Raw genomic sequence first — 14,549 nt, 5'->3', positions numbered from 1 at the left:
ACCATTGTTGCGAGCGGCGCGATCCGCGATTTGATCCAGCGCAAATGTCCGGTCAAACACCTGACAAACCGTGCTTTTCGTCGCGCCCGCCCAGATGACTCGCACGCAGCCAGTCCCGCGCGTCCGCGGCATCGCGCTCGAACCAGGCGCGCGCCGAACCGAGGCGGAAGGTGTAGCCCCAGGCGTCCATGTCGGCCATCAGGCGCGCGCTGCCGACACCGGGCAGGCGCTCGGCCAGAAGGATCTGCAGGTAGCAGGTGGCGTCCTCCTCGGCGATCGAATCGGTGGCGTCGGTATGCACCTGGGCGCGCCGCTCGGGCGGCAACACGATGAGGTGGCAGGCTTCGTGCAGGGCCGAGTGCACGGGCGTGTCGCCGCGCAGGTAGACCCGATGACCGATCACGCCGGCCTCGGGCGCGCCCCAGTAGCTGCCGGGAATCGCGGCCCCGTCCGGCACCTGTATGACTTCCAGCCCGAAGCCGGCCAGAAGGTGCGCCAGCGCCGCGGCGTCGATCCGGGCGATGCGCAGAACCTCGGGCGTGCCATCGCCCGCAGCAAAATCGGCGGCGCTCACCGCGCCACGGCCCGGAACGCCGGCATCAGGCTTGCGCCGGATCCTCGCCCTGGCGCTCGGCCAGCGAAACCGAGATGTCCAGCACCTCGTGCTCGCCGTCGCGCACCAGGTCGACCTTCACCGCCTCCAGATCCACGCTCACGTACTTGCGGATCACTTCCAGCAATTCGCGCCGCAGCAGCGGCAGGTAGTCCGGCCCGCCGCGCGCGCTGCGCTCCTGCGAGACGATGATGCGCAGCCGCTCGCGCGCGATGCTGGCGGTGTCCTTCTTCGGTCGCAGAAAATCGAACAGACCCATCAGATCAGCCTCCGAACAGCTTGGAGAAGAAGCCCTTCTTCTCGACCTGGGTGAAGCGCAGCGGGCGATCCTCGCCCAGCAGCCGCGCCACGGCATCCTCGTAGGCCTGCGCGGCGGGCGACTCCACGTCCAGGATCACCGGCTCGCCCTTGTTGGAGGCATTGAGCACGTCCGACGATTCCGGGATCACGCCCAGCACCGCGATGCCGAGGATTTCCTCGACGTCCTTGATCGAGAGCATCTCGCCGGTCTCGACCCGCGCCGGGTTGTAGCGCGTCAGCAGCAGGCTGTCCTTGATCTTGTCGCCCTGCTCGGCCTTGCGCGTCTTGGCGGCCAGGAGGCCAAGGATGCGGTCGGAGTCGCGCACCGAGGACACTTCGGGATTGACCACGACGACCGCGATGTCGGCGAAGTACATGGCCAGGAATGCGCCGCGCTCGATGCCGGCGGGGGAATCGCAGACGATGTAGTCGAAGCCGTCGTCGGCCAGCTCCTTGAGCACGCGCTCGACGCCGTCCTGGGTGAGGGCGTCCTTGTCGCGGGTCTGGGAGGCGGCCAGCACGTAGAGATTGTCGAGACGCTTGTCGCGGATCAGCGCCTGCTTCAGGGTGCAATCGCCGGCGATGACGTTGACGAAGTCATACACCACGCGGCGCTCGCAGCCCATGATGAGGTCGAGGTTGCGCAAGCCCACGTCGAAATCGATGACGGCGGTCTTCTTGCCGCGCCGGGCCAGGCCGCAGGCCAGGCTGGCGCTGGTGGTGGTCTTGCCCACGCCGCCCTTTCCGGACGTAACGACGATGATCTGGGTCAAAGGGAAGCTCTCCGTTGGATCGGATGGATGGTGGCACGGGAGCGATGGCCCGGTGGGCGACGCTGCCGCGGGTCGGGTGCGCCAGCCGGCATCAGGTCAGCTCGGCCATGCGCAGGCTGTCGTCTTCCAGCCAGACCTGCACCGCCTTGCCGCGCAATTCCCGGGGAACTTCCTCGATCACCTTGTAGCGTCCGGCGATCGCAACCAGTTCCGCGTGGAATTCGCGGCAGAATATACGGGCTTTTTCATCCCCCTGCGCCCCGGCCAGGGCGCGGCCGCGCAGCGGGCCGTAGACGTGGACCGAGCCATCCGCAATGACCTCGGCACCGGCACCGACGCTGGCGGCGACGACGAGGTCGCGCCCTTGCGCATAGACCTGCTGGCCCGAGCGCACCGGGGTGGCGTGCATTCGGGAAACCGCCGACGCCGACGCCGCCGGTACCGCAGGAGCCGCAGGTGCCACCGGTGCGTCCACGGCAGCGACCGCAGGCGCGGGCGGCGCGCTGTCCCGCCCGGCGCTCTCGTACTGGGCGCGAAACTTGGCCAGCAGCGGCAGCCCGAGCGCCGCGGCCAAGGCCTCGATCTCCCGGGTGCCGTAGGCCAGCGCCACCGGCAGCACGCCGGCCCCGCGCAGGGCGTCCAGCAGCGCGCGGGCGGCGGCGGCATCGGGCAGCTGCGACAGGCCGCCGAAGTCCACCACCACCGCGGCGCGGGCAAACAGGTTGGGGGCACGCTCGACGCGCTCGCGCATTTCTTCGCCCAGCCGCGCCACATCCAGGGTGCGAACCCGCAGGTTGGCGATGCCGACCTGCCCCATCTTGAGCTCACCGGCCTGCTCGTAATCGGGTCGTGCCGCCATGCTCAGGCCACCTCACCCGCGTGTACCGACCGGTGCGGGCGCTCGGCCAGCCAGGGCAGGTCGGGCAGGCCCGGCCCGTCGAGCCAGCGCGCCTTGACCCATTGATAGCTGCCCAGCTCCTTGACCAGCATCGACACGCGCAGGCCGTTTTCGTCCATCACCCGCTGCCCCACTTCCTGAAACCCGTAGGTGCCGTGAAAGACCAGGGCGATGTCGTTGCGCGGCTCCAGGAACACCTCGCAGGTCAGCAGCGGCTTGCGCACCTCGGCGAAACTGGTGACATCGGCATAGAAGATCCGCCCGACGCCGCCGCCGCGCTGCGCGCTGGCGATGACGACCCGGTCGATGTAGATGAATTCCGGGTAGCGCGCCTTGAGCCAGCGGTAGTTGCTGCTGGCGTAGTGGCTGTTCTCGTCGAAGGCGATCAGGAAACCGACGATGCGGCCTCCCGATTCGGCGACGCGGAAATAGGCCGCTTCCTCGAAACTGAATCGCAGCTGTTCCAGCGTCAGCGGCAGGATGTTCGGCCCGGCGGCGTTGTTCAGGGCGAGGACGGTGTCCAGCTCGCTTTCGCGCACTTCGCGGATCTGGATCGGCATTCAGCTCTCCGAAAGGGGCGATCGGCGGAATCCCTCCGCACGTCGACAGAACCATCATTATCGCATGGCCTCCGGAAGGTTTTGCTCGCGCGCCGGGCCGGCGGGCCGCGCGTCCGCGCCGGCCGGCACGGGCGGGAATGCCCTGAAGGCCCGCTTCTGGCACCATGAGCACCCTTGCCGCACCCACTGCGGGATGCCAGATGAACACAAACGTCGTATTGGACCTGGCGAAATTGCGCCGCCGCTGCGCACAGTGTTCGCTGCACCAGCTTTGCCTGCCGGCCGGCATCGGCCACGACGATCTGGACCAACTCGACGCGATCGTCCGCCGTCGCCGCCCGCTGACGCGCAGCGAGCGCCTCTACCGCATCGGGGATCCGATGAATGCGCTGTACGTGGCGCGCGAAGGCAGCTTCAAGACGGTGGCCATCAACAGCGACGGCGAGGAGCAGATCATCGGCTTCCATCTGCCCGGCGAGCTCATGGGGCTGGACGCGCTGGGCAGCGGCCGGCATCGCTGCGAAGCCGAAGCGCTGGGACCGACCCAGGTGTGTGAAGTCCCGATCGAATCGCTGGAAGAAGTCATCCACGCCATCCCCGGCCTGAGCGCGCAGATACTGCGCGTGATCGGCCGCAGCGTCGCGCGCGACCAGGACCATCTGGAAATGCTGGGGCGGCGCCAGGCCCAGGAGCGCATCGCCATGTTCCTGCACGGGTTGTCGGAGCGATTCCGGGTACTCGGACACCCGTCCGCCGAATTCAGCCTGCCGATGAGCCGCGAAGACATCGCGCGGTTCCTGGGGCTGGTCATCGAGACGGTCAGCCGTGGCTTCACCCGGCTGCAGGACGAGGGCGTGATCAAGGTGCGCGGGCGGCAGCTGCGCATCCTGGACCCGCGCCAGCTCGAGACCATGGCGCTCGGCTCGCCGGACGCGCCGCGCGAGCAGGTCTGCCCGCGCAGCGCCTGACCCAGGGCAGCCCGAGGTGCGCGCACTCGCCTTCCTCCCGCTCGCGCTGGCCGTCGTCGCATCGGCCGCCGTCGCGCAATCCCTCGCGTCACCGGACAGCTGCGCCACCATCGCGCAGGACATCGAGCGACTGGCCTGCTACGACGCGTTCTTCCGACTGACTCCCGAGGACACCCGCGCTGCCGACGAAGCCGCACGCGCCGCCGCTGCCGCGCTGGCGGCGCAGCATGCCACCGAGGCGGCGGCCGCCGCGGGCCTGGCCCAGGAGGAAACCAGCGACACGCTGCGCCGCCGCGTCCGCCGCTGGTTCGCGCCGGGCACGCCTCCGGACAACAGCGAAATCGTCCCGCTCGACGACCCCGCCTCCACGCTCGCCAATGCCGGCCGCGGCTCGCTGCTTGATCGCCGCTGGGAACTGGCGCGCGACTCCAAGCTGGGTGTCTTCAACCTGCGCGCCTACAAGCCGATCTACGCCCTGCCCTTCTTCTGGGCCACGCGCACCAACGAACTGCCGCACTCGGACAATCCGAACAACACGGTCACCGACTGGCACAACGTGCAACCGACCGAGGGCAAGTTCCAGATCAGCTTCAAGACCAAGATCGCCCAGAACCTGTTCGGCGACAACGGCGACCTGTGGGGAGCCTACACCCAGACATCGCGCTGGCAAATGTACAACGGCGACGCCTCGCGTCCCTTCCGCGAAACCAACTACGAACCCGAGCTGATGCTGCTGTTCCGCAACCGCTATCAGCTGATGGGCTGGAGCGGGCGCATGGCGGGCATCAGCATCAACCACCAGTCCAACGGCCAGAGCGACCCGCGCTCGCGCAGCTGGAACCGCATCGTGGCCACCGTGGGCCTGGATCGCGACGACTGGGCGCTGGTGATCCGCCCCTGGTGGCGCATCCCCGAAGGCACGCGCGAGGACAACAACCCGAACATCGAGGACTACATCGGGCGCGGCGATGCCATGCTCGTCTGGCACCGCGGCCAGCACGAAATCTCCACCATCGCGCGGCATTCGCTGCGCGGTGGCGACCGCTCCCGCGGCTCGATCCAGGTCGACTGGGGCTTTCCCCTCGACGGCCCGCTGCGTGGCCACGTGCAGATTTTCAGCGGCTACGGCGAGAGCCTGATCGACTACAACCACGCCTCGACCTACGTCGGCGTGGGCATTTCGCTGCTGGAGTGGTTCTGAGGGCGCGACGCGGGAACGGCGCGTTTCCCGTCCCGCTGGAACGAACCGCGAAAACCTTCCGGGTCGCGCAGAGCGGGGGCAACCCGTCCGCACGCGCACGACGCCAATCGCGGATGACGCAGGCGCGCGGCCTGCGCGCAGTGATTCGAGTCTCGCGGCACCTTCGGCCACATGCTGTCGGAGGCGGGAAAAACGAAACTGTCACGCGCGCCGCCTAGGCTGTCGCCATCTCATCCAGACAGGTCACTCGCATGCTTTCCACCGCGCGACACCGCTGCGTGATCACGGCGCTGATCGGCCTCGCAACGCTCTGGCTGGCCGCCGTTCCGACGCCGGCATCGGCGGTGCAGACGCTGCGTCTGCACGGCTCCAACACCATCGGCGAGGCGCTCGCGCCCGGCTGGATCGCGGCGTGGATGACCTCGCGCGGCTGCACCGGCGTGACGCGGGAAGTCCTGCTGCCGGGGCAGCTGCTCTTCACCGGCACCGGCGACTGCGATTTCGCCGTGGATTTGCAGACCCACGGCAGCAGCACCGGCCTTGCCGACCTGTTCGACGGCAAGGCCGACCTCGCCATGGCCTCGCGCCCCGTCAACGACCGCGAACACGCGCGCGGCCTCGACACCGGCCTGGGCGATCTGCGCCACCCGACGCAGGAACTGGTGGTGGCGCTCGACGGCGTGGCAGTGATCGTGCACCCGGACAACCCGCTGCGCGAACTGCGCGTGGCACAGGTCCGGCAGCTCTTCAGCGGCGAAGTGCGCGACTGGTCCGGCGTCGGAGGCCGCGCCGGCGCGGTGCGGGTGTTCGCACGCGACGATGCCTCGGGCACCTTCGACACCTTCCGGACCCTGGTGCTGGGCGAGCGCCGCCTGCGCGGCGACGCGGTGCGGCTGGAGAGCACCCACGAACTGGCCGAAGCGGTGGCGAACGATCCACTGGCGATCGGCTTCGCCGGCTTTGCCGACATTGGCGCGACGCGCGCGCTGGCGATCTCCGACGCGGGCGTGGCGATGTCGCCGGAAGGCTTCCGCATCGCGGTCGAAGACTACGCGCTGTCGCGCCGGCTGTTCCTGTACCGCGCCCAGGAAACCACGCCGCTGGCCGAGGATTTCGAGGCCTTCGTGACCTCCGCGGAAGGCCAGGCGGTGGCCGAACGCCACGGCTTCGTGTCGCAGGACGTGCGCGCCTACGCCGACAGCCTGCGCCGCGACGCGCCCGCCAGCTATCGCGCACTGGTCGGCGATGCGCAGCGCCTCAGCCTCAACTTCCGCTTCGCGCCGGGGCGCGTGGACACCAAGGCCGCGCGCGACGTGCAGCGCCTGGCCGAGTTCATGGCGCGGCCGGAAAACCAGGGGCGGCGTCTGGTGCTGCTGGGCTTTGCCGACCCCAACGAGGTTGCGCCAATCCTGGCGCAGATGCTCAGCAACGACCGCGTCGATGCGATCGTCGACCGGCTCTCGGCCAGCGGCATTGCGGTCAGCCGTGCGCGCGGCATGGGCGGCGCGGCACCGCTCGCGGCCGATTCCGGCGAAGCCGGGCGCCAGCGCAACCGGCGCGTGGAAGTCTGGATCCAGCCGCCGCCCGCCAGCTGACGCGCCCGCGACGCGCCTGCCGCAGCGCGTCGCGGCAGATCATGCGCGGCATGGCGGCGATGCCGGAACGGCCCGTTACACTCGGTGCAGGTGCCGCCCATGATCTCGGCGGCACCTGCACCGATCGTCCGCCGTTTTCCTGAATGCCGCCGCCATGACCACGCCCCCCGAACATGCGCCCGCGCCGCTGCGCGAAGTCAGCTTTGGTCCGCTCGACCAGCCGCTGAGTGACGACGTCAACCGGCTCGGCGCACTGGTCGGGGAAATGCTGGCCGAACAGCGTGGCGACGACTTCCTGGCGCTGGTCGAATCGATCCGCACGGCGGCGATCCGACGGCGCGAGCAGGGCGAGTCCGAAGTCGTGCTGCGGCAGCACCTGGAAACGATGGCACCGGGCACCGCCGAAGCGGTGGTGCGCGCGTTTGCCGCCTACTTCAACGCGGTGAACCTGGCCGAGCGGGTGCATCGCATCCGCCGCCGGCGCGATTACCAGCGCGTCGGCAGCGCGTCCCAGCCGGGCAGCCTGCACGCGGTGCTCGAGGCGCTGAAATCCGACGGCGTGGACCTCGACACCCTGGCGCAGTGGCTTCCGCGGCTGCAGCTCGAACTGGTGTTCACCGCGCATCCGACCGAGGCGATGCGCCGCGCGCTGCTGGAAAAGGAGCAGGACGTGGTGCGCGGGCTGATCGTGGGCATGGACCCGAGCCTCACCCCGCAGGAGCGCCACGCCGAGCGCGAGCGCATCCGCACCGCCATCACCGCCGCCTGGCAGACGGCCGAGAACCCGCCCACGCGCCCCACCGTCGCCGATGAGCTGGAGCACGTCGGGTTCTACCTGTCCGAGGTGATCTACCGCGTGCTGCCGGTCTTCCACGAAGCCCTGGACGAGGCGATCCAGTCGGTATACGGCACCCGCCTGCCGCTGCCGCGCGCCCTGGCGTTCGGGTCCTGGGTGGGCGGGGACATGGACGGCAATCCGAACGTCGGTGCCGCGACCATCGAGGCCACGCTCACGCGCCAGCGCGAGATCGTGATCGGGGCCTATCGGCGCGACCTCGTGCGCCTGGCCAGCCTGCTGAGCCAGTCCGCCGAGCGGGCCGGCATCGATCCGGCCGTGCACGAGCGTATCGCACACTACCGCGCGCGCTTTCCCGCGGTGGCGGCGAACGAGCGCGCGCGGCACGCCGACATGCCCTACCGCGCGCTGCTGGCGCTGCTCGACGCCCGGCTGGCGGCCACGGCCGCGGGCGACGCGGAAGGCTATGCGCGGCCCGGGGAGTTCGCTGCCGATCTGGCGCTGATCGGCACCAGCCTGACCAACCATCGCGGCGAACATGCGGGCGGATTCAACCTGCAGCGGGTGCTGCACCGGCTGCACGCGTTCGGCTTTCATCTGGCCGCGCTCGACGTGCGGCAGGACGCCGCGGTGCACGCGCAGGCGCTTGCGGTCTGTCTGGATGAAGAAGGTTTCGCCAGCGCCGATCCGGCAGCCCGCGCCGCACGACTCACCGCGCTCCTGGCCGAGCCGGTGCCGGCACGCGACATCGATGCCCTGCCCGAGCCCGCGCGCGGCACGCTGGCGGTGTTCCGCACCCTGGCCGCGGCGCGGCGCAGCTACGGCAGCGAGGCGCTGGGGCCCTACATCGTGAGCATGAGTCGCTGCGCCGCCGACGCGCTGGCGGTGCTGGCGCTGGCGCACCTGGCCGGCGACGACGCGGCGGCAACGGCGCTGGACGTGGCGCCGCTGTTCGAAACCGTTGCCGACCTGGAGGCCGCGCCCGAAGCCCTGCGCGCGCTGCTGTCCGAACCGCGCTATCGCGCCCACGTCGCGGCGCGCGGCGAGCAGCAGATGGTGATGCTGGGCTATTCGGACAGCGCCAAGGATGCCGGCATGCTGGCCTCGCGCTTTGCCCTGCAGCAGGCGCAGATCGCGCTGCTCGGCATCGGGCGCGAGTTCGGCGTGCGGATCGTGTTCTTCCACGGCCGCGGCGGCTCGATCAGCCGCGGCGGCGGCAAGACCGAGCACGCGGTGATCGCCGCGCCGCGCGGCAGCGTCGATGGCCACCTGCGCGTGACCGAGCAGGGCGAGGTGATCCACCGCCGCTACGGCATCCGCGCGCTGGCCTTGCGCAACTTCGAGCAGGTCGCGGGTGCCGTGCTGCGCGCCGGCCTGCGGCCGCGCAAGGCGGAGCCGCGCGAGGCGGTCTGGCGCGAGTTCGCCCGCGAGATGGCGCACGTCTCGCGCGATGCCTACCGTGCGCTGGTGCATGACGATGCCGATTTCCCCGCCTACTTCCGCGAGGCCACGCCCATCGACCTGATCGAGCGCCTGCGCCTGGGTTCGCGCCCGGCCAAGCGCGCCGGGACCGGCGACATCGGCGCGCTGCGCGCCATTCCCTGGGTATTCGCCTGGGCGCAGACCCGCGGCAACCTGACCGCCTGGTACGGCGTGGGCAGCGGCCTGGCGCACGGGCTCGCCACCTGGGGCCGCGAGGCGATGGCGGAAATGACCGCGCAGTGGCCGTTCTTCGCCACCCTGGTGGACGATGTGGAAATGGCCCTGGCCAAGGCCGATCCGGGCATCTTCGAGGGGTATTCGCGCCAGTCCCCCCTGCACGGGCGCATGTTTCCGCGCATCCGCGCCGAGTTCGAACGCACCTGCGCGGCCATCCTTGCGCTGCGCGATGCCGACGAACTGCTTTCGCTGGACCCGCGCCTGCGCCGCTCGATCCGCCTGCGCAATCCCTACGTCGATCCGGTCAACCTTCTGCAGCAGAGCCTGCTGCGCCGCTGGCGCGCCGACGGCCGCCCCGACGACGCCACCTACCGCGCCCTGGTGGCCACGGTGAACGGCATCAGCGCCGGCATCCAGAACACCGGCTAGCGCGTAACGCGAGGCTTCACCCCAGCGAAGCCAGCCACTCGTCGTCGGACCCCTCGTTCACGCCCTCGAACAGCGCCGTGGACAGGTAACGCTCGCCGGTATCCGGGAACACCGTCAGCACGACGGAGCCTTCAGGCGCGCGCTGCGCCACGCGCAAGGCCACGGCGGCGGTGGCACCGGCCGAAATGCCGACGAAAATCCCTTCTTCGATCGCCAGCCGGCGCGCGGTGGCAATGGCCTCCTCGTCGCTGACGGTGAGCACCTCGTCGGCCAGTTCGCGATTGAGCACCGCCGGCAGGAAGTCCGGAGTCCAGCCCTGGACCTTGTGCGGCTTCCACTCGGCCCCGCCCAGCAGCGAGGCGCTCGCAGGTTCCGCCGCAATGATCCTCACCTCCGGCCGCGCCACGCGCAGCACTTCGCCCACGCCGGTGAAGGTGCCGCCGGTGCCCCAGCCGGAGACGAAGCAGTCGAGCCGGCGGCCGGCGAAGTCCTGGATGACCTCGCCGCCGGTGGTGCTGCGGTGGTAGGCGGGGTTGGCCGGATTGGCGAACTGGTCGGCGAGAAACCAGCCGTGCCTTTCGGCCAGCTCGCGCGCCTTCGCCACCGCGCCGGTGGTGCGCGCGGCGGCGGGCGTCAGGATCACCCGGGCACCATAGGCGCGCATCAGCTTGCGGCGCTCGATCGAGAAGGTTTCGGTCATCACCGCGACGAAGCGGTAGCCGCGCGCCGCGGCCACCATCGCCAGCGCCACGCCGGTATTGCCGGAAGTGGCCTCGACGATGGTGCCCCCGGGCGCAAGCACGCCGCGCTGCTCGGCATCGAGCACGATCGCCAGGGCCAGGCGATCCTTCACCGAACCGCCGGGATTGAAGGACTCGATCTTGGCGTAGACCGTGGCGTGCGCGGGAGCGACCCGGTTGAGGCGCACGATCGGGGTGCGGCCGATGGTGTCGACGATGGAGTGGTACAGAGCCATGGAAGCCTCCTCGAATGGCATCGGGCGCAGCCCGGAACCTGTGCATGGTGCGCGCCCGCGGCCGCCCGGGTAAATGGCGGGTTCACGTTTTCTCATGCCTTCCGGTTATAAGTACGCATCGGCGCGTTCTTGGACGCCGCCGCGGCGCGCGCCGTAGCGTGCCGATCAACGCCCATATTCCACGCCGCCATGACACTCACCCAGCTTCGCTATCTCGTTGCCATCGCCGACGCCGGCCTCAACATCACCCAGGCAGCCGAGCGCGTGCACGCGACCCAACCGGGGCTGTCCAAGCAGCTCAAGCAGCTGGAGGACGAACTGGGCTTCCAGCTCTTCCTGCGCCGCGGCCGCAGCCTGGACGCGATCACGGCTCCGGGCGTGGAAGTGATCGCGCGCGCCCGCAAGGTGCTGCTGGAAGCCGGCAACATCCGGGCGCTGGCGGCCAACCTGCGCGGGGAAATCCAGGGCGAGCTGGCGATCGGCACCACCCACACCCAGGCGCGCTACGTGCTGCCGCCGGCGATCGGGCCGCTGCGCGAGCGCTTCCCGGAGGTGAGCATCCACATCGTTCCGACCGGCGAGGGCGAGGCGCTGGCCGAACTCGGGCGCGGAGCGGATCTGGCCCTGGTCAGCAGCTCCGGTGCGCCGCCGGCCGGCGGTGTCGCGGTGCCTCTGTACTCCTGGCGGCGGGTGGTGATGGTGCCGCGCGGGCATGCGCTGGCGCGCCTCGATCGCGCGCCGACGCTGGAGGAGCTGGCGCGCGAACCCATCGTCAGCTACGAATCCTCGCTCAGGCCCGAATCCTCCCTGCGCGCGGCCTTCGCGCGCGCCGGCCTGGAGCCGCGCATCGCCTTCACCGCGCGCGACGCCGACCTCATCAAGACCTATGTGCGTGCCGGCCTGGGCATCGGCGTGCTGGCGGAAATGGCGGTGTCGGCACAGGATGATCCGGATCTGGTGCCGCTTCCGGCCACCGATCATTTCCCCGCGTGCATGGCCTGGGGCGTACTGCCGCGCGAGCGGGTTCCGCGCAACTACACGCTCACCCTGCTCACCCTGCTCGCGCCGCAGTTCGACGAGCGCGACCTGCGGCGCGCGCTGCAGGGCACCTTCGAAGGCCCGTGGCCCGCGGCACCGGCCTGGGCACAGCGCTGAGCCGCAACGCCGCGCACCGGCGGCGACCGGCGTTCAACCGATCTGGGAACGCAGCACCACGGCCGCGCGTTCGAACTCCGCGGCCATCGCGTCGGCGCGGCGCGAGGCGTCCATGACCATGCCTTGGCGCGCGTCCTGTTCCATGCTGCGCGCCAGGCCCGACAAGACCCGCGCGCCGAGGTTGGCGCTGGTCGATTTCAGGGTGTGCGCCAAGCCGGCAAGCGCCGGACTGTTGCCTTCTGCGGCATGCGTCTGGATGCGCCGGATCACGGCCGGCGCATCGTCGAGGAAGGCCCGCACCAGGGAGCCGAATTCCGCACCCATGATGTCGCGCAGCTCATCGAGGATTTCCCTGTCGATCGGTGGCGCGGCGGACACCGGCGGTGCCACGGCGGCACGCGCACGGATGGCGGTCGGCGGCGTACGCGCGCCGGGCGCGGGTCGGGCGGCCTGCGCTGCGACGACAGGGGCGGCGACAGGGGCGGCGCGCGGCGCAGCGGCCGCTGGCTTCGCCGCCGCGGCGGAACGGGTTGCCATCCAGCCGCGCAGCGTGGTTTCCAGCAGGGCGCGATTGAGCGGCTTGGACAGGTAGTCGTCCATGCCCGCGTCCAGGCACTTCTCGCGATCACCCAGCATCGCGTTGGCGGTCATGGCGATGATCGGCAGGCGCGGGAGCCGGTTTGCCTTCTCGTGCTGCCGCCGCTGGCGGGTGGCGGCGTAGCCGTCCATGATCGGCATCTGGCAATCCATCAGCACCGACACGTAGTTTCCGGCGTTCATCTTGTCGAGCGCCTCCTTGCCGTTCTCGGCGCTGTCGAAGGCGATGCCGGCCAGGCTCAGGAGGCGCTGCGCGACCTGGCGGTTGACCGGATTGTCTTCCACCAAGAGCACCCGGCCTCCCGGTACCGCGGCCGAGGCACCCGCCGCCGGTTCCGCGCGCGGTGCCGGGGGCGGCGTGCGGGCTGCGGTCGTGAGCGCGGCGGTTCCGCCTGCCGGCTTCGGCGCAGCCGATTCGGCAGCAGCGGCAGGCCCGGCAGATCCGCGCGCTTCCGCCGCAGGCATCACTCGAACGTCCTGCAGCGGATCGGCCACCGGCTCCAGGCGGGCAACCTCGATCACCGCGGACTCGCCCGAGCCGGCCACCGCCAGTTCGTCCAGCCCGCCGGGAACGGCGGCATCCATGGTGGTCCCGACGACTTCCTCGGTCGAGGCATCCAGCAGGGCGGCCAGTCGCAGCCGCAGGTCGCGGTCATCGCCGTCGCGCATCAGCACGTGGAAGCCCGGGGTCGCGCCGAGTTCTCCGGGCAGCGCATCTTCCCCGCGCAGGTAGACGCGCACGGTCTGGTCGGGCCGGGTTTCACGGGCCAGGGTGCGGTGCAGCGCGCGAACCGTGTTCGGAATGGAGGCGGCGTCCACGAGCACCAGGCTGAACCCGCGCTGCCCCGGTGCCAGCGTGGCGCGCAGCCGCGCCAGCGCCTCCTGCGTGTTGCCCGCGTGTACGAAGCTGACGCCCCATTGCTGCATCAGCGCGCCAAGGCGGCGCTGCTGACTGACGTCGGCGGTCACTACGAGCACGCGGGTGCTGGCCAGATCGCTCGTCGCGCCGCCCTCGATGTCGCCCGGGGCCTTGTCGAGCGACACTTCGAACCAGAAGGTCGCGCCCTTGCCCGGCGTGGAGTCCACGCCGATCGTGCCATCCATCAAGGTGACGATGCGCTTGCAGATGGCCAGACCCAGGCCGGTACCGCCGAAGGTGCGCGTGGTGGAGGCATCGGCCTGTGAAAACGGCTGGAACAGGTGCGCGGCGGCCTCGCGCTCGATGCCAATGCCGGTATCGCGCACTTCAAAGCGGAGCTTGTTGCGGGTGCGGGTCGCGCCGGGCTGGGTGATGTGCACACTGACGCTGCCGCGATCGGTGAACTTGATGGCGTTGCTGACCAGATTGGTGAGCACCTGGCGCAGCCGCACCGGGTCGCCGCGCACCGCCAGCCGGACCTTGGGATCGATCGCAAGGCCCAGGCGCAGATCCTTGGCCTCGGCGCTCTTTTCCAGCAGCCGCAGGACGCTGATGGCCAGCTCCTTGAGGTTGACCCCGACGTTCTCCAACCGCAGTTTCTGGGCGTCGAGCTTGGAATAGTCGAGGATGTCGTCGACGATGCGCAAAAGCTCGCGCGAGGAGCTGTAGGCGGTCGTTAGGTAGTCGCGCTGATCGGGCGACAGGTCGGTCGAGAGCATCAGGTCCAGCAGCGGGATGACGCCATTGAGCGGGGTGCGGATCTCGTGGCTCATGGTGGCAAGGAACTCGCCCTTGGCCATCGTGGCGGCCTCGGCCTCCTGCTTGGCGCGGGTCAATTCCTGTTCCAGCGCGCGGTGCCGCTCCAGCTCCGCGCGCAGTTCGCCTTCTTCGGCCGTTCCCGCAGGCCTCGCGCCCTGCCTGGGCGCGGCCGGCGCGGCCACCGGCGCTGGCGCGCCCGCCGCACCGCGCGGCGACAGCAGGGTGCCGGCGAAGCCGAGCCCGGCTCCGATCGCCGCCACCAGGGCCAGAACCATGGCATGCGCCGGCTGCGCCAGCGCCGCCAGCCCCGCCGCCAGCGCGACGCCGCATCCCAGAAGTGCCAACCACCGG

12 protein-coding genes are annotated in these 14,549 nt (G+C 70.5%); 5 read left to right on the top strand and 7 right to left on the bottom strand.

The genetic code is table 11. The annotated features are described in order from the left end of the window. Window positions 1-52: 52 nt before the first annotated feature. The 5 genes from WB794_RS06855 to WB794_RS06835 form a co-directional block, all read right to left on the bottom strand. Window positions 53-574, bottom strand: a complete 522-nt coding sequence (locus WB794_RS06855; RefSeq protein ID WP_337335104.1) for a hypothetical protein — start codon at window positions 572-574, stop codon at window positions 53-55. Between the two features lie 25 nt (window positions 575-599). Next, window positions 600-872, bottom strand: a complete 273-nt coding sequence (minE, locus tag WB794_RS06850) for a cell division topological specificity factor MinE (protein WP_337335103.1) — start codon at window positions 870-872, stop codon at window positions 600-602. A 4-nt stretch (window positions 873-876) separates the two neighbouring features. Beyond that, window positions 877-1,686 (bottom strand): septum site-determining protein MinD, encoded by an 810-nt coding sequence (gene minD, locus WB794_RS06845; protein ID WP_337335102.1) that lies wholly within the window; start codon window positions 1,684-1,686, stop codon window positions 877-879. Window positions 1,687-1,777: 91 nt separating this feature from the next. Beyond that, entirely contained in the window at window positions 1,778-2,545 is a 768-nt protein-coding gene (gene minC / locus WB794_RS06840) for a septum site-determining protein MinC (RefSeq protein WP_337335101.1), read from the bottom strand. Between the two features lie 2 nt (window positions 2,546-2,547). Next, on the bottom strand, window positions 2,548-3,144 hold the full coding sequence (locus WB794_RS06835; protein ID WP_337335100.1) for a GNAT family N-acetyltransferase: 597 nt from the start codon (window positions 3,142-3,144) through the stop codon (window positions 2,548-2,550). 200 nt (window positions 3,145-3,344) lie between these two features. Between WB794_RS06835 and WB794_RS06830 the strand changes: the two genes are divergently transcribed. The 4 genes from WB794_RS06830 to ppc all read left to right on the top strand — a co-directional run bounded on the left by WB794_RS06830 (window position 3,345) and on the right by ppc (window position 9,792). Beyond that, window positions 3,345-4,112 (top strand): helix-turn-helix domain-containing protein, encoded by a 768-nt coding sequence (locus WB794_RS06830; protein ID WP_337335099.1) that lies wholly within the window; start codon window positions 3,345-3,347, stop codon window positions 4,110-4,112. Window positions 4,113-4,128: 16 nt separating this feature from the next. Then, on the top strand, window positions 4,129-5,313 hold the full coding sequence (locus WB794_RS06825; protein ID WP_415926656.1) for a phospholipase A: 1,185 nt from the start codon (window positions 4,129-4,131) through the stop codon (window positions 5,311-5,313). A gap of 251 nt (window positions 5,314-5,564) precedes the next feature. After that, window positions 5,565-6,908, top strand: a complete 1,344-nt coding sequence (locus WB794_RS06820) for a substrate-binding domain-containing protein (protein ID WP_337335098.1) — start codon at window positions 5,565-5,567, stop codon at window positions 6,906-6,908. 154 nt (window positions 6,909-7,062) lie between these two features. Next, window positions 7,063-9,792 carry a phosphoenolpyruvate carboxylase gene (gene ppc, locus WB794_RS06815; protein WP_337335097.1) on the top strand — a complete coding sequence of 910 codons (2,730 nt, stop codon included), beginning with the start codon at window positions 7,063-7,065 and terminating at the stop codon, window positions 9,790-9,792. Window positions 9,793-9,808: 16 nt separating this feature from the next. On the opposite strand, the gene cysK is transcribed toward ppc, so the two are convergent. Beyond that, window positions 9,809-10,768: a cysteine synthase A gene (gene cysK, locus WB794_RS06810; RefSeq protein ID WP_337335096.1), complete on the bottom strand. Its 960-nt coding sequence runs from the start codon at window positions 10,766-10,768 to the stop codon at window positions 9,809-9,811. Window positions 10,769-10,957: 189 nt separating this feature from the next. Here cysK and WB794_RS06805 point away from each other — a divergent pair, with 189 nt between their 5' ends. Further along, window positions 10,958-11,923 (top strand): LysR substrate-binding domain-containing protein, encoded by a 966-nt coding sequence (locus WB794_RS06805; RefSeq protein WP_337335095.1) that lies wholly within the window; start codon window positions 10,958-10,960, stop codon window positions 11,921-11,923. A 33-nt stretch (window positions 11,924-11,956) separates the two neighbouring features. Here WB794_RS06805 and WB794_RS06800 read toward each other — a convergent pair whose 3' ends face one another. Continuing rightward, window positions 11,957-14,542: a hybrid sensor histidine kinase/response regulator gene (locus WB794_RS06800; protein ID WP_337335094.1), complete on the bottom strand. Its 2,586-nt coding sequence runs from the start codon at window positions 14,540-14,542 to the stop codon at window positions 11,957-11,959. Window positions 14,543-14,549 lie beyond the last annotated feature (7 nt).

Source organism: Denitratimonas tolerans (assembly GCF_037203605.1).
In the GTDB taxonomy this organism is placed as follows: domain Bacteria; phylum Pseudomonadota; class Gammaproteobacteria; order Xanthomonadales; family Xanthomonadaceae; genus Denitratimonas; species Denitratimonas tolerans.
The sequence above is the reverse complement of the archived record's forward strand: the minus strand, read 5'-3'. Positions and strand labels throughout refer to the sequence as shown.